Raw genomic sequence first — 23,011 nt, forward strand, 5'->3', positions numbered from 1 at the left:
ACCGCTCCAGGGTGCTGAAACTTTATTTATTTTTGAAATTTGCCTGCTTTGCCGACTTGGCTTGTTTGGCTTGTTTGGCCTGTTTGGCCTGTGTTTTCCACACCAAATTCAGCATTGAATTTTTCATCAGGTGTTTTGAAGTTTTCCTGTACTTTGTTTTGCTCGGATTGTTTTACTTTGTTTGCTACGTTTTCTTGTCCAAACTCCTCATTGTACTTCTCGTTTGGTGTTTGGAATCCTTGGGATTTCTTAGCCACAACGATCACCTCTCTCTTCATATTTACGCTGCAATACTGCTGCGCGGGGTTTGTCCCCAGTCAATATTATGTGAAGAGTGCATGGCAGTTATTCATCCATTAAATTCAACAATTAAACGGCCTTGTCCAACCATGAATCCGGTACGGATTTGTATACATCGATGGCTTCCGATAACTCTTCCAGCATTTTTTCAGTGCATTTTCCAGCACCTTGTTTGATTACCTGTACTTCGACGTCCTTTTTGCCCCATTCCTTGTACACTTGCTTTGTTGTAGGGAAATAAAGATCAATTTTATTGCCCTTAATCGCGGAGCCCGTGTCTGCAACGATACCATAGCCGTAGCCGGGAATATATAAAATGGAACCCAGTGGAAACAGCTTTGGATCAGCTGCAATCGTTGAGACTGTTTCTTTATCGCGGCGCACCTTTACACCTGAATACGTAATGCCGTATTGAGGATGTTTAGGTCCTTTTCCGGTTGATTCCACACCTGCAGTGTATCCGGTAGCCGTCACCTTGTGTGTATCCAATACCTGTTCTGTCCGCGGAGCGAGCACCGGCATCGAAGGGTCAACCCCGATCTGCTTCTTCGGTATTTCGGGCCGTGGAATAACAATCGGCTGCGGAGACCACATCAATCCCATATAGACCATGGTGGTGAGTTGAGCCTGATCACTGTATGCAAAGACCGCCGTTTCTAAATGCTCGCCTTCGCGCTCACCTGAAGTTTCGTTGTTGCGACTCTCTACGTACAGGACTTCATTTTCCTCTTCAAAGGTATACGCATCTGCCTGATTCAAGCTCACAATAACTCCAGTGAGCACCACACAGCAAGAGATGATAAACCGTATGTTTTTCTTTTGAATTAAAAATTGCTTTTTCATTATAGAACCTCCCCCTTACTGCAAAGGTTTTCCAAAATGAAAAAATTATATACTTTTCTTTATGTAGGCTTTTTAGCCGGGTGTTCAGGCGACCTAAAAACAACAAAAAAAACCGCCCGAACCATTGGATTTTCTCCAATATGATTCAAACGGTTTTCTATTTATAGAAATCAACAATTCCTGAATTAAACCTGTCTTGTTGTAATTTCTTCTTTGAGCTGGGCTACAATTTCGTCCAGTGGTTTCATGCCGAGATCGCCTTCTCCACGTTTCCGTACAGATACACCCTCTGCATTGCGTTCATTTTCTCCAACCACGAACATGTATGGCATTTTCTCAAGTTGTGCCTCACGGATCTTATAACCGAGCTTCTCGTTACGCAGATCAGCTTCAGCAGAGATCCCCGCACGTTTCAACTTCGCTTCCACTTCACGTGCATAGTCGTCGAAGTTGCCGGATACCGGAATAACTTTCGCTTGTACAGGAGACAGCCACAGTGGCAGAGCCCCTGCAAAGTTCTCCAGCAAGAATGCAGTGAAACGCTCCATCGTACTGATTACACCGCGGTGGATAACGACCGGACGATGCTTCTGTCCGTCATCTCCCACATATTCGAGCTCAAACCGCTCTGGCAAGAGGAAGTCCAATTGAACGGTAGACAATGTCTCTTCCTTGCCCAGCGCTGTTTTGATCTGCACGTCCAGTTTTGGACCGTAGAACGCTGCCTCGCCTTCTGCTTCATAGAATGGAAGGTTGAGCTCTTCCACAACTTCACGCAGCATGCGTTGGGACATTTCCCACATCTCGTCATTCTGGAAGTATTTCTCGGTATCCTGAGGATCGCGATAGGACAGACGGAAACGATATTCGTGAATGCCGAAATCTTTATAAACCGTTTGAATCAGTTCAATAACACGTGCAAATTCTTCCTTGATCTGATCCGGGCGTGCAAAAATGTGTGAGTCGTTCAGCGTCATTGCACGTACACGGTGCAGACCTGTCAACGCGCCCGACATTTCGTAACGGTGCATCATGCCAAGCTCGGCAATCCGGATCGGCAGATCACGGTAGCTGTGCATGCTGGACTTGTACACCATCATGTGGTGAGGACAGTTCATTGGACGAAGAACGAGTTCCTCATTGTCCATAACCATTTTCGGGAACATGTCTTCCTGATAGTGCTCCCAGTGTCCGGATGTTTTGTACAATTCAACATTACCCAGAACCGGTGTGTACACATGCTGATATCCGAGGCTCTCTTCTAGGTCCACAATGTAACGCTCCAACGTCCGGCGCAGCTTGGCACCATTAGGCAGCCAGATTGGCAGGCCTTGTCCAACCAGCTGGGAGAATGTGAAGATTTCGAGTTCCTTACCCAATTTGCGGTGATCCCGTTTACGCGCTTCTTCCAGGAAGTGCAGATGCTCATCCAGCTGCGCTTTCTTCACAAAAGCCGTACCGTAAATACGTTGCAGCATTTTGTTTTTGCTATCTCCGCGCCAGTAAGCACCAGCGACATTCATCAGTTTGAATACTTTGATTTTGCTGGTGGATGGTACATGTGGTCCACGGCATAAGTCGAAGAATTCACCTTGCTCATAAATGGTGATGACACTGTCTTCCGGTAAGTCACGAATCAATTCGAGCTTGTAAGGATCGCCCACTTCTTCGAAAATTTTGATCGCTTCTGCGCGGCTAACTTCTTTACGTACAATCGGCAGGTTTTCATTAACAATGCGCTCCATTTCCTTCTCGATCTTCTGCAGATCTTCGGGATTAAGCGGTTGTTCGAGATCCATATCATAGTAGAAGCCATCTTCAATGACAGGGCCAACACCGAGGTGCACTTCTTTGTTTCCGTATAAACGCTTCACAGCTTGAGCGAGCAAGTGAGCTGTACTGTGACGCATCACTTCCAGACCTTCTGGTGAATCCAGTGTTACGATCTCCACCAACGCTCCCTCATGAAGTGTTGTGGACAAGTCCACGACGATTCCATCCAGTTTGCCGGCTACGGCATTTTTGCGTAGTCCGCTGCTGATCGAAGCGGCTACATCTTCAATGCTGCTTCCTTCGGCATACTCACGAACCGAACCATCGGGTAGTTTAATGTTAACTGCCATTTGTCTCATTCCTCCTGTAAGTTCATCTGTCCATGCATTTCATGGATGGATAATCTATTGCTGTTCCTGCGATTTTTGCAAAGGAACGCAAAAAACACCCGTCCCGGCAAAGGGACGAGTGCTGTATATACTCTCGTGGTTCCACCCTAATTCAGCTGCTTCATCCATATTGGAAGTACAGCCCTCATTGGCATGACGGTAACGGGCATGACCCGGCATATCCTTACTCACGGACGATTACCTGTGTAATAGAGGCAATCTCATATCCATTTTCAAAACTGCAGCTCCAAAGGGGTAAACCAAACGTGGCATCCGGAGGAAATTTCAGCCTGGTTCCCTCTCTCTGCACCGACCTTGCGTATGGTTCTTGTCTTTGTCAACGCTTTTGCTTATTGTTCCATAACAACTTCTAATAAATCATGGATCAACAGTTATTATAATTGCCGAGATCACTTGCGTCAAGACCTGTCAACAATCCGGAACGCAGCACTTCACACTCGGGGCAATGGTGGCATAATTGTACCTTGTCCTCAAAGATTTGTCGGATCGTAGAGATAATGGGGAGATCTGGAGTGCGCGTATGCAGCATGACTTTTTCCGGCGAGATGGAGATCAGCGTACTCACGATCATATCTTCGATATCCATTTCCAATTCCAGTCCCGGCATCTCCACAACGACCTGCTCATCCTTTTGTACGGGAAGCACATTAAGCGCAGCATCCAATACCTGAAATTCATGCAAACCTTTGTGTATCAAATGCACAAGTGGTACTTTCGCTTCCTGAAAAAATACAAAATATTTGAGAAGTCCCATAAACTCTTCGTATTGGCGATCCATCCAGAATTCATCCAGCGCATATTCCACCAGTTCATGAAGCTCCTGCTTGTATTGCCGAATTCGGAAATTCATAATGCCTTCAAGGTGAAAAAAATGAATCTCCTCCAAGTCCTGCTTCAGTCCATTGGCCAAGGTAGTACGACGACGGTCCCGTAATCCAGGCTGATCCAAATCACCATTGAACAATAAAGGCATGCATATCCGGTTTACCTTCTCCACTTCATGTTCATCCATGACCGAACAAGCCTTGGAGATCATCTCTTCTACAATAATGCGTTCACGTGTATTCATAATGAAATCGGCAATTCCCGTGGCCAGCAAATCACTGATCTGAGGCAGCCACTGCTGGAAGTCAGCGTGATTCTCATTCCCTCTGCATACCCAGGCCGCTCTTCCATCATTATGTTTGAAGGTGAGCCGAAATCCTCTTTTGCTTATATGTAAACCTTTGGTTTTTTCCTTCACACAACGATAAAATTGATCCGCTTCCTCCTGCCCTGATACCTCGGTCCATACGGCGAACAGTTCCATAAGAATCACTCCTTTCCTTCCTGTTCAAAGTATATGGCAAGGCCGATAGGGATATACGAAGCGGATTGATGGAAAGCGTGTCATGATTTCTCAGTATATTATCAATCCGTTTGGAGTTAAGCCAAAAATGTGTTATTATTTTTATAACAGTATGTTTCACGGAAAAGGGGGGGAAGCCAAAATGACACAACAACCAAGAATACTCCGTTATGCATTTATTATCATTTTGTGCGTATTCCAAGCGTTGTCCTTCCCTATTTCGATGCAGTCGGAATCCGTTGTCGAGGTAAACGTTGAGGCGAACTCCAACAAGGAAGTTCTTGTCCATACATTGGAGTCTCAGCAGAAACCTGCCATTCGCAAATACCCACAAGTCATGTCGAAGTTGATTGCGGTCACGCATAACAAACCTGTCTTTCTTGTGCTCGCTTTGTTGCTAATGCTGCGAATTCCTACACCGCGTCTGCCCTTTAAACCGTTGATTTGTCTGTTTAAACGCAGATTATTTCTGCTACCCATTAAATTCACCAGTATGTATGTTTCTCCCACCCCTACAGCACCAAACTACGTGAACGCTTATAACTAGCCGTTACACCGTATTTTAGGTTGCTTTGCATGGAGACACCTCTGTTTGATAGACGGTGTGCTTGTGCATAACTTATAACCCTTTTAGCAAATGTTAGATATCAATTAGCTTCATTGGCAACCCCTATTCATAACATCTATTTTGTTATACCCATCTTCATTAAAAAATCAAACACTAGGCTGTGTGTCAGGAGTACCTGGCTCTGTTTACCCGCTTCAATTTAATGTTCCTTAGAGCAGCAGATCATTCTATATTCGGGAAATAAGCCTGTCTTCTGTGGCCAGCCCTCAATTTAAGGAGGCACACTATCCATGGATGTACGCGAAACAGATTTGCCGGGAATCGGCAAGAAATTTCAGATTGAAACGAGCAGTGGAGATAAAATTATTATCATTATTCACGATGACGGTCGCCGGGAAATGTACCATTTTGAGTACGATGATCCAGACCAAAGCATCTCCATGATTACGCTCGATGACTATGAAGCAAGACAGATTGCTGCCATCGTTGGTGGATTAACCTATAAACCTAAGCAGCTTGAAAATATTGAAGTAACGTTTGACGACCTGATTATTGAATGGTACAAAATCGAGCCATCCTACGGATGTATCGGTAAATCAATTGGTGAATTGGATGTACGTCAAAACTCAGGGGCAACGGTGATTGCCGTTGTAGAGAAGAATCACAAAAAACATATCAGCCCCGGTCCGGAGGTCGTGATTAGTGCAGAGTCCACGGTAGTATCCGTTGGCGAACGCAATCAGCAAAAGCTATTCAAATCCCTCCTCCTGACCGGAAGGGGGTGAGTCGATGGATCATCTGATATTCGAAGTAGGTCTGGCTCTTGTGCTCATTGCAGCAGCCGGACTCTTATCCGCAAAACTGAGATTTTCGGTCGTTCCATTTTACATCCTGATCGGGATGGCCGTTGGACCTCATGCGATGAAGATCTGGCATCTGGATTTCCGCTTCATTGAAAGTCAGCCGTTTATTGAGTTTATGGGCCGAATCGGTATTCTGTTCCTACTCTTCTATCTCGGACTGGAGTTCTCGGTTGGCCGTCTGATCAAGTCGGGTAAATCGATTGCCGTCGGCGGTTCGATCTATATCGGGATTAACTTTACGCTGGGACTGATTTTTGGTTTTGCTTCCGGTTTCCCAGCCGCCGAAGCTCTTATCATTGCCGGGATTACGACTATTTCATCCAGTGCCATCGTCGCCAAGGTTCTCGTTGATCTGAAACGAACAGCAAATCCGGAGACGGAAATGATTCTCGGAATCATCATGTTTGAAGATGTGTTTCTAGCTGTATATATCTCCATCTTGTCTGGACTTGTGCTCAGTGATTCATCCTCCATCGGAGGTGTCATTGTATCTGCACTCGTCGCGCTTGGATTCATGCTCATTGTCATTATTCTTGGACGTAAAGCAACACCGCTGCTTAATAAGGTGCTTAAGATTCGCTCCAATGAGTTATTCTCGCTTGTGATTTTCGGTGCATTGTTCCTCGTAGCCGGATTCTCGGAAACTATTCATGTCGCCGAAGCCATTGGCGCCCTGCTTGTTGGTTTGGTGCTGGCAGAGACGGAACATGCTAAACGGATTGAGCACTTGATTCTGCCATTCCGTGATTTCTTCGGAGCTGTCTTCTTCTTCAGCTTTGGTTTGTCCATCGATCCGCTGTCTCTTGGTGGCGAAGCTGTATGGCTTGCTTTGATCGCAGTTGTGCTCACACTATTCGGGAACTTCCTTGCAGGCATGCTCGCTGGACGCAGTGCAGGATTATCACCGAAAGCATCAGCCAACATCGGTTTGACCATTGTGTCGCGTGGTGAATTCTCCATTATTATGGCCAACATGGGTAAAGCCGGAGGACTTCTCCCGCTCCTGCAACCATTCGCCGCATTATATGTACTCATTCTGGCAATTCTTGGACCGTTATTAACGAAAGAATCCAAACATGTGTTCAGATTACTGGATAAAATATTTAAGTTCAAAGACCCTCGGAAGAAGAAAGAAGAGCCGAAGGTACTGCAGAAAGAAGGATAACCCTCTTGTCTGTTCAGAACAGACAACGTATTGTACTCGCGGCTCTACCGCCGATCTTTCTGTGATTAACCCAGGGAGAATGGCACGAAAGCCGCACTAAGGAGGATGACCTATGAAAGCACCTCTGATATCGGCTAATCCGGTGCCACAAACCGCCAAGAGCAGATTGTCATCTACCCGTCGTATGTTGAATTTGTTGTTTGTGATTGCGGGTGGGATTCTGGCCTCCGTGGGACTTGAATTGTTTCTGCACCCCAATAAAATCATTATTGGAGGCATTACGGGCATTTCTTCATTGTTCGCCCATTGGACCGAAATGCGGATTGGTTTGTTCCTGTTTTTGTTCAACGTTCCATTTATTTTTCTATCCTATAGACTTGTGCAAAAAAAATTCGTACTGGTCACTGTTCTGGGTTTGGTTGTCTTTTCGATTGGTGCCATTGCGCTTCATCCCATGCCGCCGCTTGTCGAACACCCGCTGGCTGCCGCCATGTTTGGCGGATTATGTCTCGGATTAGGAATCGGTCTAGTCGTACGGTATGGTGGGACACTGGATACGCTGGAAATCGGTGATCCGTCCTCTCGTCCACCTGAACGTATATTTAGCGGGAAACGGATGCTTATCGAAAAAATAATCATGCTGCTCAACTTGTTGATTCTAACTGCTGCTGGTGTTGTCTTTGGTTGGGATCAAGCGATGTATTCAGTAATCGCCTATCTTATTGCCTATGAAATGGTGTATATTGCATTCCGCGGATTCACAGCCAAGCGCAAAATATGTATCTTAACTACACAAAGCGCCCAAGTTGAGAAAGCCGTCCGCAAACGGCTGCGCCGTGAACCTGGAATATTGGATTCTTCAACCAATTCAGGACACGCTGCTCTGACCGAAGGATGGATCCAACACGTTCCGGGAGCACTCTATTATGAGATTCATTTCCTCGAAATGATCTGGCTCAAATCTATTGTGCGTCATATTGATCCACATGCAGGTATTGTGACGAACCCAGAAAAATAATCTGATTCCTATAGGCTAGGCAAATTGAACTAAAGAATATTTACACTTGCCACTCCGATGACAGAACAACCTTCCGATCGCTGTTATCCCCAGATTTTTTGAATTCCCTTTTTCAAAGGGGAAAATCCGGGGATAAGCGTATGCTTCCGATGCAGCTTTCTTTCAGAAAGCTTTTAGGCGAACGCTTCGCTTCTTCAGGTTTTTTCTGTCCTCTCCGTTCTTGTTAATGTTTTGTTCAATGCATATAAGCAAACAAAAACTCTCTCTGATTCCTATGGATGTTCACCATTCATACAGGATCAGAGAGAGTTTTTTCAGTTATTATTTTTATAACTCCACTATCGCTTTCACAACATGCGAATCCGGTTGTAACCATGTGTCGATCGTAACAGGCAGTTGGTCAAAATTTGCCCGGTGTGTAATGTAATCATCCATGTTCAGCTTCTTCTCCCGCAAGATCGACATGACCTGTTCAAAATCTTCCCGCGTTGCGTTTCGGCTGCCCAAAATGCTCATCTCTCGCTTGTGAAAGTCCGGATCATGAAAGGAAATATCGGCTTTGACCAGTCCAACAAAGATTAATTGACCACCATGTGCCACATAATGGATCGCATCATTCATCGAATGCATGTTACCTGTTGCATCAAAGACAGCCGTCGCATAGTCCCCATCCGTGATTTCAGCAACGTGCTGGGCCGCTTGTTCATTAGCCTGAACCAAAGCATCCACTCCAGCCCAGGTGCGGCTAAGTTCCAGCCTGTCCACATTCCGGTCAATAGCAATGACCCGAGCACCCGCCTGTTTGGCAAATGCCATCACACCAAGTCCAATCGGTCCAGCTCCAATGACCACAACCTGATCTCCAGGCCTTAGACTGGCTCTTCTGACCGCATGAGCACCAATACTCAGCGGTTCTATCATCGCAGTTTCATCCAGTGTAAGCCCTTCGGCTTGGATCAGATGCGAGACAGGCACAACGATTCTCTCTCGCATGCCTCCGTCCACATGAACCCCCATCACTTGCATGGACACACAACAATTCGTTTTACCCGATCGGCAAGCGATACAATGACCACAATGCAAATATGGTATAATGCTCACCTGATCTCCCGGCTTCAAGCCATCTTCATTGGGCCCGATTTCTTCAATAATTCCTGCAAGCTCATGGCCCAGTACACGGGGATAGGTGAAAAATGGCTGATTTCCTCTGTAGGCATGCAAATCTGTGCCGCAAATTCCAATCCGTCGGATGGATACCAGCGCCTGATTTTCGGTTCTTTGGGGTTCAGCTATGTCTTGCAACGCCAAACGATTTAATTCTTCACATATAATCGCTCTCATTCCTGTTCCCCCTTCGATGATGATTGTGGCTTCAAGTGATGTGCCATGTTGTATTCAGGGCGACCGCTGGCCCAGCTCTCATTATGAATTGGGGCCAAAATACGCAGCACCTCCGATATCAGTTCCTGGTCTAGTGGTTCTTCGATCCAGGCTGCATTGTTGCGGATATTATGTTCGCTTGCACTGCTGACGAGTGTCGTTGGAATCTGTTCATTGGCTGTTGCAAACTGCACGGCAAGCTTGGCGATGTCACTGCCTTGTTCCGCACAGAACCGTGCTGCTTGCAGACAGACCTGCTTCACATGATCATCTGCCGGGTGCCAGGCAGGAGTGCCTCTTGTGCTTAATAAACCCATGGAAAGAGGCGAAGCATTCACAAGGCCAATTGCTTTCTTTTCCAAAAGAGGGAGCAGGGACAGCAGGGAAGTGTCATTCAGTGCATAATGGCAATAGGAAATGATTGCATCAGCATCAATCTGTGGCAATACCTTTTCAAATAATGGCAGCGGTAATCCACAAATTCCTGCATGGCGAATCACTCCCTGCTCTTTCAGGCGGAGTAAGGTGGGGAAAGCTTCTTCAATAATGATGTCGGCCGGGACAAACTCAATGTCATGCAGGAACAAAATGTCGATATAATCGGTATGGAGTCTAGCCAGACTCTCTTGTACACTATCTTGTATCCGCTTTCGAGAAAAATCAAATGTATTCTCCCCGTAACGTCCAGCTTTCGTCGACAGCGTAAACGAGCTGCGCGGCAAACTGCGAAGGGCCTCTCCAAGTACGGCTTCTGCCTTCGTTAACCCATAATAGGGCGAAACATCTATATAATTCATCCCTGCATCTACAGCAGCGTGAACCGTACGAATCCCCTCACCCTTGTCAATATCACGAAATACCGAACCTAGTGAGGATGCTCCAAAGCTCAATACAGGTACTTCCAGTCCCGTCTTTCCAAGTCTTCTTGTTTTCATTGGCCCGCCCCTTCCCAGCATGTCTGCTTATCTCAAGTGCCCTTTCATTGTAACAGTTCGATTCCATTATAAAATATCGCCAAATGCGTAATATGTACTGTTTGATGATCTGTGAATAATCGCTGGTATGAAGAAAAATTAAAAAGTCCGCCGATTCCCCTTATAAAGAGTAATCAACGGACTTCATATCCCTACGGACTAAATCAGCTTATGGATTCAATTCGTCAGCATGGTATAGATTTAAGTAGATATTAGTTCTGCATAACAAAATCTTCATGAATGGCGTTTTCTTCATCAAACGTGCGCAGGATATCATATCTTGTGTTACGCTGCGCCGGAATATAGCCCGACTCCCGAATCAGTTGTGTAATCGAACTAATGTTGACTTTGTACGTTGCGCCTGCAGCAGATACCACATTCTCTTCAATCATGGTGCTACCAAAGTCATTGCAGCCAAATTCGAGTGATTTTTTGCCGACTTCAGGCCCCATCGTTACCCATGAGGATTGAATGTTTTTGATGTTGTCGAGTACCAGTCGACTGATCGCTACCGTTTTTAAATACTCTTCCGGTGTCTGACGCTCCAGCTTCAGATTCGTATTATCCGGTTGGAATGTCCAAGGAATGAACGCCAGAAATCCTTCGGAATCATACTTGTTCGCAATGCACTCATCTTGAGCTTCACGCACACGAAGCAGATGCAATGCGCGCTCTTCCATCGTTTCACCGAGGCCGATAACCATCGTTGCCGTTGTGTTCATACCAATACGGTGAGCTGTCTGCATCACGTCCATCCAATCGCGCCATGAACCTTTCAGACGGCTGATTTTGCGGCGTGTACGGTCATCCAGGATTTCGGCACCACCACCAGGCAGGGAATCCAGTCCCGCTTCGTGAATCGCACGAACAACCTCTTCCAGAGTAAGACCGTCGGATACTTCAACCATTTTCATAATTTCAGCAGGAGAGAAGGAGTGCATCGTAATATTAGGGAATCGCTCCTTGATCGCTTTAAGCAGGTCCGTGTAATAGCTAAACGGCAGATTCGGATTCGTTCCGCCCTGCATCAGAATTTCGGTACCGTTCACGTCTTCGGTTTCCTTGATCTTCTGGAAAATGACTTCATCGGGAAGTACATACCCTTCCTCAGAGCCAGGTCTCCGGTAGAAAGCACAAAAACGGCAGTACACATCACACACGTTCGTGTAGTTGACGTTACGCCCAATAACAAATGTTCTGTATGGTTCGGGATGCATGCGTTTTACAATCACATTGGCGGCTGCCCCGATTTTGTCTACTTCATTCGACTCAAACAGCTGAATCGTGTCTTCCAAGTCCAAACGTTCGCCCCGAAGGGCTTTATCTAAGATACGGTCTACCGTACTCATCGTAAAAAAGCCTCCCTCATGAAGAGAAAATATAATCACGATCCGTCCCAACTTGTTCATATAAATGAAAGTTTTGGTGGCAACATCGCATTTCTGTACTCCACATATCGTAACACAGGTTACATGTGAAAAAAAGCACCTTATGGGCAGGTGCTTTAAAAATTAATAAAAATGTTTACATATGGTATCTATTTCATTTCTTTTTCAGGGGCACTCTAACACCCTTGTTTCAATACTACCGACTCTACGAGTCCTGAAGTGCTTGATCCAGATCGGCAATCAGGTCATCGATGTCTTCCAGTCCAACCGAGAAACGCAATAATCCGTCCGTGATTCCCCGATCACGACGAACCTCAGCCGGCATAGCCGCATGAGACATCATCGCAGGATAAGACAAGATACTTTCAACCGCACCCAAACTCACGGCAACAATTGGCAATTTCACACGGTTAAGTACAGCCTTGGCCCGATCGCCTGAACCGACGTCAAACGACACGACCGCACCATACCCGCTTGACTGACGTTCGTGAGCTTCACGGCCGGGATGATCCAGCAGCCCCGGATAAAATACAGCCGTAATATCACTGCGTCCACTGAGCCAGGCTGCCAGTTTGGCAGTGCTCTGTTCACTGTGTGCCATTCGTGCACCCAAGGTCTTCATGCCGCGCATTAGCAGCCAGGATTCCTGAGCACCCAGCACGGTTCCCAGTCCATTCTGCAATTGTTTTAGCTGTCTTCCCAGTGAATCGGTACGAGCAACAGCTAAACCTGCCAGCACATCACTGTGTCCGCCAAGAAACTTGGTGGCACTATGTACGACAATATCCACCCCGAGCTCGATTGGACGTTGGTAGTAGGGTGTCATGAAGGTGTTATCAAGAATGGAGATTAACTCCTGTTCCTGTGCCCAAGAGGTGACCGCAGCAATATCCGTGATCCGAAGTGTCGGGTTGGATGGTGTCTCCATATAGACTGCCTTCGTATTCGGTTTAAGCGCTGCCTTTACTTCCTCAATATTGGTCATATCCACAAAGGTAGTCTCAATCTGCATCCGGCTCAGAATGGAAGTAAGCAGTCGATATGTACCTCCATATACATCTTCCGTTACAATCATGTGATCTCCTGCGGAGAACATCATGAACACACTGGAGATGGCAGCCATGCCGGAGGAATACGCAAATCCGCGGGCTCCACCTTCCAATAATGTAATGTAATCCTCCAATGCCTGACGAGTCGGGTTACCCGAACGGCTATAATCATGTTGAGGCGGATTAAAAATATCAAAATGATGGAATGTGGAGGCCTGGTAAATCGGCACGCTGGAAGCCCCGGTTGTTTTATCGATTTCGTCACCGAAATGCAGTAACTTGGTGTCAAACTTCAGGTCGGAATGAACATTCCGATCATGATTGTTGGCATTATTGTTTTGCTCACTCATGATGCGCTCCTCCTTCAATCTCCTGCTGTGCAGCTGTGAGTGCATTGCCCAGATCGGCAATCAGATCTTCGGCATGCTCGATCCCTACAGAGAAGCGCAACAGACGGTCATCCACACCTACAGCGTCACGAATTTCAATCGGGATATCCGCATGGGTCTGTACCGCAGGATAGGTCATCAACGACTCTACACCCCCGAGGCTTTCCGCAAAGGCAATCAGTTTGATGTGACGAAGCAACGGTTCAACATAACGGGCATCCTTTACTTTGAAAGAGAAAATGCCTGTGTTCCCACTCGACTGTTTATTCTGTATTTCAAATCCGGGATGATCCGACAAACCAGGATGATACACTTCGTTAACGGCTGGGTGTTCCAAAAGATACTTGGCAATCGTCAAGGCATTATACTCATGCCGCTCCATACGAAGAGCAAGTGTCTTCATACCTTTCATCAACTGATAGGAGTCGCTTGGAGATAACACTGCACCAATGGAATTGTGCAGGAATGCCATTTCGGCTGATAATTCTTCTCCTTTGGTAATAATTAATCCGGCAAGGACATCATTATGACCACCCAGATACTTCGTAGCACTATGGATGATGATATCGGCACCGAGTTCAATTGGACGCTGGAAGAACGGAGTCAGTAGTGTATTATCCACAATAGTCAGCAAGTTGTGGCTCTTCGCCCAGGAGCATACCGCTTCCACATCCGTAATCATCATTAGTGGATTAGTCGGTGTCTCAATAAATACCGCTTTTGTGTTCGGCTGACGGATACTTTCCAGAGCTGCAAGATCATTGGTATCTACGTAACTTGCTGTCACACCGAATCGAGACAGGATGCGTTCAAGCAAACGATACGTTCCCCCGTACAGATCCAGCGATACAATTAGATGATCTCCTTGACCGAATAAAGCAAAAATCGTTTGCAAAGCTGCCATGCCGGAGCTACAGGCAAAACCTGCATCCCCCGACTCCAATGCCGCCGCTGCTTCTTCCAATACTTTACGGGTTGGATTGGTCGTACGGATATAATCAAACCCCGTGCTTTGTCCAAGCTTCGGGTGGCGAAACGCAGTGGATTGATAGATCGGAAAATTAATGGCACCCGTTACCGGTTCATTGATAGACCCGATTTGAGCCAATCGGCTTTCGATTTTCAACTTGTTGTCTTCCATTGCAGCATCCTCCTGTAGTGTCGATTAGATTTGCGGACCAATATCGTAAGGCGTCTCTTGATACACATAGTAATTGAGCCAATTAGAGAATAATAAGTTTGCATGTGCCCGCCAGGTGGCTGGAGGTACACGGGAAGGGTCGTCATTCGGGAAATAATGTCTCGGTAGCGCAATATCCATGCCTTTGGATGCATCCCGGTCATATTCCCATTTTAATGAAAGCGGGTCATACTCGGCATGTCCGGTAGCGAAAATTTGTTTGCCGTCTTTGGTGGCGACCAGAAAAATACCGGCTTCCTCCGATTCAGCCAAAATTTCCAGACTTTCATTCTTTTCAATATCTTCACGGCGCACTTCCGTATGTCGGGAATGCGGAACGTTAAATACTTCATCAAATCCACGCAGCAAAGGCACGTTGGATCTGTTGATCGTGTGTGAGAATACGCCAAAACATTTTTCATCCAGCGGAACCTTTGGAACTCCGAAATGATGGTATAAACCCGCTTGGGAAGCCCAACATATATGCATAGTCGAAGTCACATTGGTTTTGGTCCATTCGAAGATCTCCTGGATTTCTTTCCAATAGTTCACGTCTTCAAAATCCATTTGCTCTACAGGAGCTCCCGTAATGATCATGCCGTCAAAACGGCGGTGCTCAATCTCGTCAAAGGTTTTGTAGAACAGGTCCAAATATTCCTGGGATGTGTTCTTGGACGTATGAGACTTCGGATGAACCAGAACGATATCTACCTGAATGGGTGTGTTACCTACCAGACGAAGCAATTGAGTTTCTGTCGTTTCCTTAGTAGGCATCAGGTTTAATATAGCGATACGGAGCGGACGAATATCCTGCTGATAAGCGGATGTCTCGTCCATGACAAAGATGTTCTCTCCTGCGAGTACTTCCTTGGCAGGCAGTGTGTCTGGAATTTTGATTGGCATAGTGGTTCTAACTCCTCCTTGAGCATAAATAGATGCAGCCACTGCGGCTGCGATACGATTCGCATCCGAACAGTTATAGGCTGCCATGAGCTTGCCTGCAGGCGCTGAATTGCAACCACATTGCTGGCGGCAAGCTCAAGTTCCTTAGCGAAAATCACTGCTGAGAAGTCGGTGCATATAACAAAGACCTTCCTCGGATTCCGAGAAAGGTCATATGTAAATAGATATGCGCCTCTCTCATCTCTCAGTTACAACAGTGTCAACTTGGACACTTGGTCGCTGCAAGAATTAGCACCGTGCGGTATACCGCCGGTTGCCGGGTTTCATCGGGCCAGTCCCTCCACCTACTCTTGATAAGATTTCGCTTTATTTAATTGTAAAATCTAGTGTGGTTCACCGTTTACTTTAAAACATTAATCCCCTCACGTCAAGGTGTAGTTCAATGTCTGTTCATCTGGATCGGAACCGTTCGTCAGCCGTTGTCATACACTGCTCCAGGGCGCGAAATCGACACATTTTTGCGCTTGAAAGGACTCTGTACCAGCGGTATACTAGACAAGTGTTGTAAACCCTTATGTGAGAGGTGACATATTCAATGGATGGCGACCCGAGGCCTGACTGGCAGCCGAATTCCGACAAACTGCATAGAGAATTGATATCAGCATGCCGGCAGCGGGACGTTACTTCCGTTTGGTTATAAAGCGAACGCAGTCCTGACTTCCAGGATCCGCTGCCGACCGGCTGATCTGTTCTTTTTGCGCCCATATTGATGAAATCCGCCCATTTGGCGGGTGCAGAAGGAGTAGATGAACAATGAAAATCCGGTTGGTAAACAACGGTGTATTTATTCCGGTGGATGACATTCAGCAGGCGCTGACTCCACCAGCGGAGGGATTTTACTGGATTGATGCGGACGTAGACGATTTGGCGGTACTTCAACCGCTATTCATGATGCATGATCTGGCCGTAGAAGACTGCTTGAGTGACGAAGAACAACGTCCGAAGATTGAAATTTATGAGAGCCATTATTTTATTGTTATTAATAGCATTCGTTTTGATGATGAAGAGATTTTTTTACGTGCCGTCAACCTCTTCCTTGGCAGACACTTTATTATCAGTGTGACCAAACAGAAAGTCAGTGAATTGCGAACATTGAAGCCGATCCTGTGGGAACAGGAGATCAGTACGCCGGATAAGCTGCTGTATCTGCTGGTTGACTTGATTGTTGATAATTATTTCACAGTTGGTGACCGGATTGAAGCGCGCATTGAGAAGCTTGAAGAAGACATCCTGATGCACACCAAGAAGTCTCATCTGAATGAGATTATCGGGCTGCGTAGTGAGATTCTATGGCTGAAGAAAGTACTGGGACCTCAGAAAGAAGTCATTAATACACTTAACAAAAAAGATCTGCGTCTTATTGATGATCAACTGCAGAAGTATTTCAGTGACATTTATGAGAATGCTGTGAAAATATCCGAAACCTTTGAGACTTATCGCGACTTGATGGGGAACTTGCGAGAAGCTTACCAATCCAGTATCGCCAACCGGGCGAATGAGATCATGCGTGTGTTCACCGCCATTACGACGGTGTTCATGCCGCTGACGGTCATCACCGGCATCTATGGTATGAACTTTACGAACATGCCTGAGTTGAACTGGAAATATGGTTATTTTGTGGTCATTGGCCTGATGGTGACACTGGGCCTCAGCATGTTCTTTATTTTCCGCAAAAAAGATTGGGTTTGAACTAACTAACAAAGACGAAGCGCTCCGCATCTGGAGAAACGCCTCGTCTTTTTTGTACGCTTATGAATGAAACCTACCGATCTATGTTCAATCTAGCCCGCATGCTGCTCCGCCTCTGTGTGACGACGAAACCGGATTCGAATCATGCGCAGTCTTTCGTAAACCTGCTCCAGATTGCCTCCGCCAGGCTTCTCTTCTCCATACACTTTATGTAACACAGGCTTCAGAAACGTATCTCCCAGCTCCTCGTAGGCGCTCCACACCGCTTCTTGCTCTTGTTCAGGCATGATAGCGAGTTCCGCGTCCAGCAGACAATCTGTGTCATACCCCTCCAGATCCAGTGTCTCCAACAGCTCAATCAGCTCCCGTCGGGATAATCCGGAACGATTCACGATCTCCTCCAGCGTATACCCTTCCTTCATGCCTTCGAGTACCTGCTTGCGTGTAGTGAATTTGTCTAATTCCTGCTTGTATTTCTGCTCTCTCTGTTTGTACAGCCAGCTCTCATATTCCTGTTCCTTCAGCACCGTATACACCCACTCTAGCGGAAAAGACGTGGAACGTTCCAGTCCATTCGTAAGCTCCAGCCATTCAGCTCCGTACTCGGACGCTTTACTCTCTCCTACGCCAGGCAGTTGCATCAATTCATCTATCGTTTGTGGAACAAATGCACTGATCAGGCGCAACAGCCGATTCGTTGCAATAAAATAGGGGGCCTTCCGATCAGACGCCGCTCTTTTCCTGCGCCATATGCAAAGATCCATATACAGCCCCTCATTGCCATATAATTCACTGTAACAATGAAGACGCTGACCGCCATAGCTGCGCGACTTCAAATCATCATTTTCGTGAAACAAACCCTGCAGCAACGGACGATACCCTTCGCCCATCTGTATCGCTAACTGATGACGATAAACATGTAACAGTTCGTCCCAAGAGCTTCCATCATACCAGATCGCATCCACACGATCTCCTTCCTCATATCGGCTCCATCCCAGATGCCACTCCCCTTCTTCTTCACCAATCCACAGCTGAGCATGCTCTTCATTCTGACCTGACATTCTGGATAACCTGTTCATGAAAATGACTTCCATTTCTTGTCCCTCCTTCAATAGTTCAGCTCGACACAGTCTGTATTGTGCTATCTTGAACAGCACAAAAAACACCTCTCCTGCAAAATCCATGCAAGAGAGGTGCTTCCTCATTAACCGTGCTATGCTGTTGCTCATATATTACCACAATGGAAAAATTCGTCAACCATTAGTTTATAAAGCTATTTACTTGTTCAAAGCCAATTTTGCCAGCGCAAGTGAACCGCACAATCCCGCATTATCATCAAGTCCCGGTGAAACGACATATTGGTCAATTTTGGACTGAAGTGCAGGATGCTGAACGTATCCGGCGAGCAATTCCTGCAATTTGCTGCGAACCATTGGGAACAGATGCTCCTGTTTCATTACGCCACCACCCATTACAATTTTCTGCGGAGTGAGGATCAATACATAATTCATCAAAGCATGCGCCAGGTAATGCGCTTCAATCTCCCAGGCCTTGTGATCGGCTGGCAGTTCGTAAGCCGGTTGCTCCCAACGTTTATTGATGGCAGGACCTGCAGCAAGGCCTTCCAGACAGTCTCCATGATACGGACAGAACCCTTCATACGTATCTTCGGGATGTCTGCGTACAATGATGTGTCCCATCTCTGGATGTGACAAGCCATGGACCATTTTGCCACCTACAACTGCGCCTGCACCAATGCCCGTTCCAACCGTAATATATAGACAGCTATCCAGGCCTTGTGCAGCCCCCCAGGTTGCTTCCCCGAGTGCTGCACCATTTACATCCGTATCGAATGTCATCGGTACATCAAAGTGCTCCTTGAGCTTACCAATCAGATTGTACTGTCCCCAATGTGGTTTAGGTGTTGTTGTGATATAACCATAGGTCGGACTTCCTTCAATCGGATCAATCGGACCAAATGAACCTACACCCAAAGCTTCAATGCCTTTACCTTCAAAAAAAGCAATGACTTGAGCCATCGTCTCTTCCGGTGTCGTCGTTGGAAAGCTTACGCGTTCAAGAACTTCTCCTTCTTCCGTACCGATACCACATACAAATTTGGTGCCTCCAGCTTCAATTGCGCCTAAAATCGTCATGTTAGTCACACTCCCAAGTAGTTTAAAATTAAAATGGATCTTCCAATCTGCTCTCTGAACGAAGGCATGGTTAATCCAGTTCAGCAGCTTCGAGCTTGGCCAATCTCTTCAACAAGGACTGCTTCCAGCTGTCCGACAGCGTTGAAATGGCCAGCAACGCACGCATACCAACCGCATCATGCTTCCCCTGATGCATAATTCGATTAGCTTCCAGAATGGTCATTGATGCAGGATCAGTGCTGATTCGTCTGAATGTTGCAGAAGGAGTTACCTCGCCCTCTTGCAACACTCGAAAGTAAAATCCGGTATGTCCGCTCTCCTGAAAATAAACTGGCAGCTCTTTGTAATCATACCGGGCGCCAAGCTTGAAGCAAGGCTGTCTTGGCTGGCTGACCTGTACCTTGGCTTCCCCCAATTCATACACATCACCAATCCGGACTTCATCCTCCATACAGCCTTCAACGGTCAGATTTTCTCCACAAGCCCCCCAGTCCAGCTTGCGATCCATCAGTTGTTCAAGCGCCGGATAACGACTGTAATCGTATACACAAACCGCCTTATCCGGTCCGCCATGATGCTCCAGATCCGCCTGACCATCTCCTGTCATTCCGGTGAATGACAGGAAGACCGGGCTGGATATGGGATGCTTCACAATGCCGCTCATCACTTCGCGCTTCTGACCAGGTAATGCCTGAGGTTGCCCCACATTTACAGCTAGTACAGCCGTCTTGCTTTCATCTGGCTTCCGGTTGTGTGTGAGTGTCATCTGATCATACCTCCCATAATAGCTTTCTTTTAACGAACAGAGCCACCAAAAACAAGCGTATTACTTAACAAACGGCCCGGGGAAGTAAGCATTTTGCCGCCAGCGTACATGCCTGAAGATGCTCCACCATCCAGATTCATTGCCTGCTTGGCACCGAGCTTCTGCATGACAGCAGCCCATTCCTTTATTGTCGCTCCCGAAACGGTAGCCAGTATAACCGAACCGTCTGCCATAATGGCAATACCGCTTCTTGCTCCGGAGGCATTGAGAATTTTGGTATCCTTGAAGCCCTCACTCGCTGGATTTACGGCTACTTTGCCGTCTTTCACCAGACGCGGACCTGCGCCCACAGCGGTGACTACATCTTGCCAAGGAATCTCCTTGCCTGCTGCGTTGGTGTATTTATAATTCATCTCTACAGTTGAACCAACGGTGAAGCGGTCCGACGAGGATTTCTGATTTCCCGTGAAGACCAGCACCGAGCCATTCTTCGGAATAGCTACATTGGTATTGGGTATCTTCTTGGTGACAATCCCTTTCTCCATCACAACGGCAGTACCTCCCTTGAACCCAACGGTGGATCCCCGCTCTGGCGTGTATAACATCGTAATACTCGCATTTGCGGAAGGGGTTCGGTTGATAAAGGTCGCATACCAACTGCGTGATTTCCCTTCTGTATCTGTTACTTTACCCGTGAGACTCACTTGAAGCGAATCCATGATGGCCGAGCCATCTTCCTTAAATCCGATCGTTGTTCCGTATCTTCCAATATGTATAACCTTGCCGTTTGCTATTAACATACCGTATGGATCTGGAGCTCCGTTATAAGCTTCAAAAAACGCTCCGTTTATGGCTGCTTGTGCTCCATAAGCCTTGACAATCGAAGGTAATGTTGCAGTCTGACCGACCTGCTTCTTCGCCAATCCTACAGTAACTGGTGTACCCTTGGGAATACTAACCGTCTGCACGGTAAAACTGCGTCCTGCTGCTTTTACTTTCTGTACTTTGGTGCTAATTGCCGCTTTGGCATCTACTGTCTGTGGAGCACTCACCGCTCCTGAAAGGATTACAGGCAAAGCAAGGACGAGGGCCATAGCCCCTGTCCACCACTTTTTGCCCGTCCGTTTTGTCTGCATACTACTCACCCAATTGCCACTCCCATCCAAGAGCCCAGGCTCTTCATCTCAAGTTGTTCGAACTTGTCCATCACCATATCCGGGTCAAGACGCAATTCACATACATCCAGTGCACAAGCTACCGGAACTGCACAGTGAATCTCTGCCAGTTTGCGAGACAGATGAAGCATATCGAGATCATTCTCAATCTTGTTACGTACCGAAGGTGTAAGCTTATCCATATTGTCCAAGATACCTTCAATGGATCCAAACTCCTGCACAAGCTTCAATGCCGTCTTTTCTCCAATGCCCCGTACCCCAGGATAATTGTCACTGGCATCGCCCATCAGACCCTTCATGTCAATCACTTGACGAGGTGTGAGCTGCTTCTCCAACATCAGGGATTCAGGCGTATAGACCATGTAATTGCCATGACCTTTTTTCATAATAATAATGCTAGTGCGGTCATCAATCAGCTGCAGCATATCGTGGTCACCCGTAAGTACCATCACGTTCATATCCGTCTGCTCAGTGTAATACTTGGCAAGTGTACCGATGCAATCATCAGCCTCATATCCTTGAGCGCCAATATTCGGAATGTTCAAACTATCCATCACTTCACGAATCAGAGCAAACTGAGGAATCAGATCATCCGGAGCTTCCGGACGGTTCCCCTTGTACGCTGCATACTCTTCACCGCGAAACGTCTTGCCCCCCATATCCCAACAGCATACGACATGACTTGGCCCAAAGGTCTGAACCGCATCCCAGAAATAACGGATAAATCCGTATACTGCGTTGGTTGGCACGCCTGCCTTTGTACGTCTGATATAACCGCTTGCAGATGTTGCATAGAATGCACGGAACAACACTGCCATACCATCTACCAGCAACAAAGTAGGTTCATTACGTTGATTCACTTGATTTTGTTCTCTCCTGTCCTGATTCCATAGAAAATTGAACTAAAGAATATTTACACTTGCCACTCCGATGACAGAACAACCTTCTGATCGCTGTTATCCCCAGATTTTTTTGATTCCCTTCTTCAAAAGGGAAAATCCGGTGATAAAGGCGAACGCTCCGCTTCCTCAGGTTATTTCTGTCCTCTCCGTTCTCGTGTAAATCTTTAGCTAAGTTTCTATAGCAAATAAAATATCGAACTAATTCTATCATTATAGCATAGTTCCGCCAAGGATCGACCAGCCAAAAAAGCCCTGAAATTTGAACAATCAGAGCTTTTTTCACCTTGGTTCATTTAACAATATGAAATCATTCAACTATAAATTACGCGTTGTTCCATTCCTGCTCATACGTATCTTCCTTGAACCCTACAGTCACTTTGTGACCATCCGTAACGATTGGACGTTTGATCAGACGACCATTGGAAGCCAGCAAACGAATCTGCTCTTCTGCGGACAACCCCGGCAGCTTGTCCTTCAATTGCTGCTCCTTGTATACTTCCCCACTCGTGTTGAAGAACTTCTTCACTTCAAGTCCGCTCTTCTGAATCAAGTCACTCAATTCTGCTTCGGATGGTGGCGTGTCGAAAATAGGGATTAAGTCCAGCTCATGCCCCTGAGCTTCCAGCCATTTTACCGCTTTGCGGCATGTGCCGCACTTGGTGTATTGATATACTTTCAGATTACTCATCGTTATTGTCCTCCTCGAGTGCTC

At 46.6% G+C, this 23,011-nt stretch carries 22 protein-coding genes and 1 riboswitch; of the genes, 5 read left to right on the forward strand and 17 right to left on the reverse strand.

The annotated features are described in order from the left end of the window. Positions 1 to 26: 26 nt before the first annotated feature. The 5 genes from Q0V21_RS27255 to Q0V21_RS27275 form a co-directional block, all read right to left on the reverse strand. Positions 27 to 257 (reverse strand): hypothetical protein, encoded by a 231-nt coding sequence (locus Q0V21_RS27255; RefSeq protein WP_301881480.1) that lies wholly within the window; start codon positions 255 to 257, stop codon positions 27 to 29. A 112-nt stretch (positions 258 to 369) separates the two neighbouring features. Next, entirely contained in the window at positions 370 to 1,143 is a 774-nt protein-coding gene (locus Q0V21_RS27260; RefSeq protein ID WP_301881482.1) for a 3D domain-containing protein, read from the reverse strand. Between the two features lie 185 nt (positions 1,144 to 1,328). After that, positions 1,329 to 3,266 carry a threonine--tRNA ligase gene (gene thrS, locus Q0V21_RS27265; protein ID WP_079346068.1) on the reverse strand — a complete coding sequence of 646 codons (1,938 nt, stop codon included), beginning with the start codon at positions 3,264 to 3,266 and terminating at the stop codon, positions 1,329 to 1,331. Positions 3,267 to 3,320: 54 nt separating this feature from the next. Then, on the reverse strand, positions 3,321 to 3,497 hold the full coding sequence (locus tag Q0V21_RS27270; protein WP_179132675.1) for a hypothetical protein: 177 nt from the start codon (positions 3,495 to 3,497) through the stop codon (positions 3,321 to 3,323). Between the two features lie 193 nt (positions 3,498 to 3,690). Then, positions 3,691 to 4,635, reverse strand: a complete 945-nt coding sequence (locus Q0V21_RS27275) for a putative sporulation protein YtxC (RefSeq protein WP_079346070.1) — start codon at positions 4,633 to 4,635, stop codon at positions 3,691 to 3,693. Positions 4,636 to 4,816: 181 nt separating this feature from the next. Here Q0V21_RS27275 and Q0V21_RS27280 point away from each other — a divergent pair, with 181 nt between their 5' ends. The 4 genes from Q0V21_RS27280 to Q0V21_RS27295 all read left to right on the forward strand — a co-directional run bounded on the left by Q0V21_RS27280 (position 4,817) and on the right by Q0V21_RS27295 (position 8,288). Next, the gene (locus Q0V21_RS27280) at positions 4,817 to 5,221 is read left to right on the forward strand and encodes a hypothetical protein (RefSeq protein ID WP_079346072.1); all 405 of its coding nucleotides are present in this window, start codon (positions 4,817 to 4,819) and stop codon (positions 5,219 to 5,221) included. Positions 5,222 to 5,532: 311 nt separating this feature from the next. Further along, on the forward strand, positions 5,533 to 6,027 hold the full coding sequence (locus tag Q0V21_RS27285) for a cation:proton antiporter regulatory subunit (RefSeq protein WP_079346074.1): 495 nt from the start codon (positions 5,533 to 5,535) through the stop codon (positions 6,025 to 6,027). Positions 6,028 to 6,031: 4 nt separating this feature from the next. Then, positions 6,032 to 7,270, forward strand: a complete 1,239-nt coding sequence (locus Q0V21_RS27290) for a cation:proton antiporter (RefSeq protein WP_024629027.1) — start codon at positions 6,032 to 6,034, stop codon at positions 7,268 to 7,270. A gap of 112 nt (positions 7,271 to 7,382) precedes the next feature. Next, a complete protein-coding gene (locus tag Q0V21_RS27295) occupies positions 7,383 to 8,288 on the forward strand; it encodes a YitT family protein (protein ID WP_079346076.1) in 906 nt (301 codons plus the stop codon). 327 nt (positions 8,289 to 8,615) lie between these two features. On the opposite strand, the gene Q0V21_RS27300 is transcribed toward Q0V21_RS27295, so the two are convergent. The 6 genes from Q0V21_RS27300 to metA all read right to left on the reverse strand — a co-directional run bounded on the left by Q0V21_RS27300 (position 8,616) and on the right by metA (position 15,551). Continuing rightward, on the reverse strand, positions 8,616 to 9,629 hold the full coding sequence (locus Q0V21_RS27300; protein WP_079346078.1) for a zinc-binding alcohol dehydrogenase family protein: 1,014 nt from the start codon (positions 9,627 to 9,629) through the stop codon (positions 8,616 to 8,618). Further along, entirely contained in the window at positions 9,626 to 10,603 is a 978-nt protein-coding gene (locus Q0V21_RS27305) for an aldo/keto reductase (protein WP_079346080.1), read from the reverse strand. The genes Q0V21_RS27300 and Q0V21_RS27305 overlap by 4 nt, the downstream gene beginning before the upstream one ends. Before the next feature lie 251 nt (positions 10,604 to 10,854). Beyond that, on the reverse strand, positions 10,855 to 11,991 hold the full coding sequence (mqnC, locus tag Q0V21_RS27310; protein WP_024629023.1) for a cyclic dehypoxanthinyl futalosine synthase: 1,137 nt from the start codon (positions 11,989 to 11,991) through the stop codon (positions 10,855 to 10,857). Between the two features lie 244 nt (positions 11,992 to 12,235). Continuing rightward, positions 12,236 to 13,429, reverse strand: coding sequence for a trans-sulfuration enzyme family protein (locus Q0V21_RS27315; RefSeq protein WP_301881494.1), 1,194 nt, complete (start codon positions 13,427 to 13,429; stop codon positions 12,236 to 12,238). Then, complete coding sequence (locus Q0V21_RS27320) at positions 13,422 to 14,609, reverse strand: aminotransferase class I/II-fold pyridoxal phosphate-dependent enzyme (protein WP_024629021.1); 1,188 nt, start codon at positions 14,607 to 14,609, stop codon at positions 13,422 to 13,424. The genes Q0V21_RS27315 and Q0V21_RS27320 overlap by 8 nt, the downstream gene beginning before the upstream one ends. Before the next feature lie 24 nt (positions 14,610 to 14,633). After that, positions 14,634 to 15,551 carry a homoserine O-acetyltransferase MetA gene (gene metA / locus Q0V21_RS27325; protein WP_024629020.1) on the reverse strand — a complete coding sequence of 306 codons (918 nt, stop codon included), beginning with the start codon at positions 15,549 to 15,551 and terminating at the stop codon, positions 14,634 to 14,636. Between the two features lie 234 nt (positions 15,552 to 15,785). Continuing rightward, positions 15,786 to 15,911: riboswitch (SAM riboswitch) on the reverse strand. Positions 15,912 to 16,364: 453 nt separating this feature from the next. Here metA and corA point away from each other — a divergent pair. Next, positions 16,365 to 17,300 carry a magnesium/cobalt transporter CorA gene (corA, locus tag Q0V21_RS27330; protein WP_024629019.1) on the forward strand — a complete coding sequence of 312 codons (936 nt, stop codon included), beginning with the start codon at positions 16,365 to 16,367 and terminating at the stop codon, positions 17,298 to 17,300. A 92-nt stretch (positions 17,301 to 17,392) separates the two neighbouring features. Here the strand turns inward: corA and Q0V21_RS27335 are convergent, their stop codons facing one another. The 6 genes from Q0V21_RS27335 to Q0V21_RS27360 form a co-directional block, all read right to left on the reverse strand. Continuing rightward, positions 17,393 to 18,394, reverse strand: a complete 1,002-nt coding sequence (locus Q0V21_RS27335; protein WP_079346709.1) for an HRDC domain-containing protein — start codon at positions 18,392 to 18,394, stop codon at positions 17,393 to 17,395. A 183-nt stretch (positions 18,395 to 18,577) separates the two neighbouring features. Further along, on the reverse strand, positions 18,578 to 19,456 hold the full coding sequence (locus Q0V21_RS27340) for an ROK family protein (RefSeq protein WP_301881500.1): 879 nt from the start codon (positions 19,454 to 19,456) through the stop codon (positions 18,578 to 18,580). 70 nt (positions 19,457 to 19,526) lie between these two features. Then, complete coding sequence (locus Q0V21_RS27345) at positions 19,527 to 20,222, reverse strand: MOSC domain-containing protein (protein ID WP_079346096.1); 696 nt, start codon at positions 20,220 to 20,222, stop codon at positions 19,527 to 19,529. A 29-nt stretch (positions 20,223 to 20,251) separates the two neighbouring features. Further along, the gene (locus Q0V21_RS27350) at positions 20,252 to 21,358 is read right to left on the reverse strand and encodes a phosphodiester glycosidase family protein (RefSeq protein ID WP_367620556.1); all 1,107 of its coding nucleotides are present in this window, start codon (positions 21,356 to 21,358) and stop codon (positions 20,252 to 20,254) included. A gap of 5 nt (positions 21,359 to 21,363) precedes the next feature. Next, positions 21,364 to 22,257 (reverse strand): 5'-3' exonuclease, encoded by an 894-nt coding sequence (locus Q0V21_RS27355; protein ID WP_301881505.1) that lies wholly within the window; start codon positions 22,255 to 22,257, stop codon positions 21,364 to 21,366. 364 nt (positions 22,258 to 22,621) lie between these two features. Continuing rightward, on the reverse strand, positions 22,622 to 22,987 hold the full coding sequence (locus Q0V21_RS27360) for an arsenate reductase family protein (protein WP_079346100.1): 366 nt from the start codon (positions 22,985 to 22,987) through the stop codon (positions 22,622 to 22,624). Positions 22,988 to 23,011: the final 24 nt, after the last annotated feature.

The sequence above is a fragment of the Paenibacillus sp. 11B genome (assembly GCF_030487755.1).
Taxonomy (GTDB): domain Bacteria; phylum Bacillota; class Bacilli; order Paenibacillales; family Paenibacillaceae; genus Paenibacillus; species Paenibacillus vandeheii.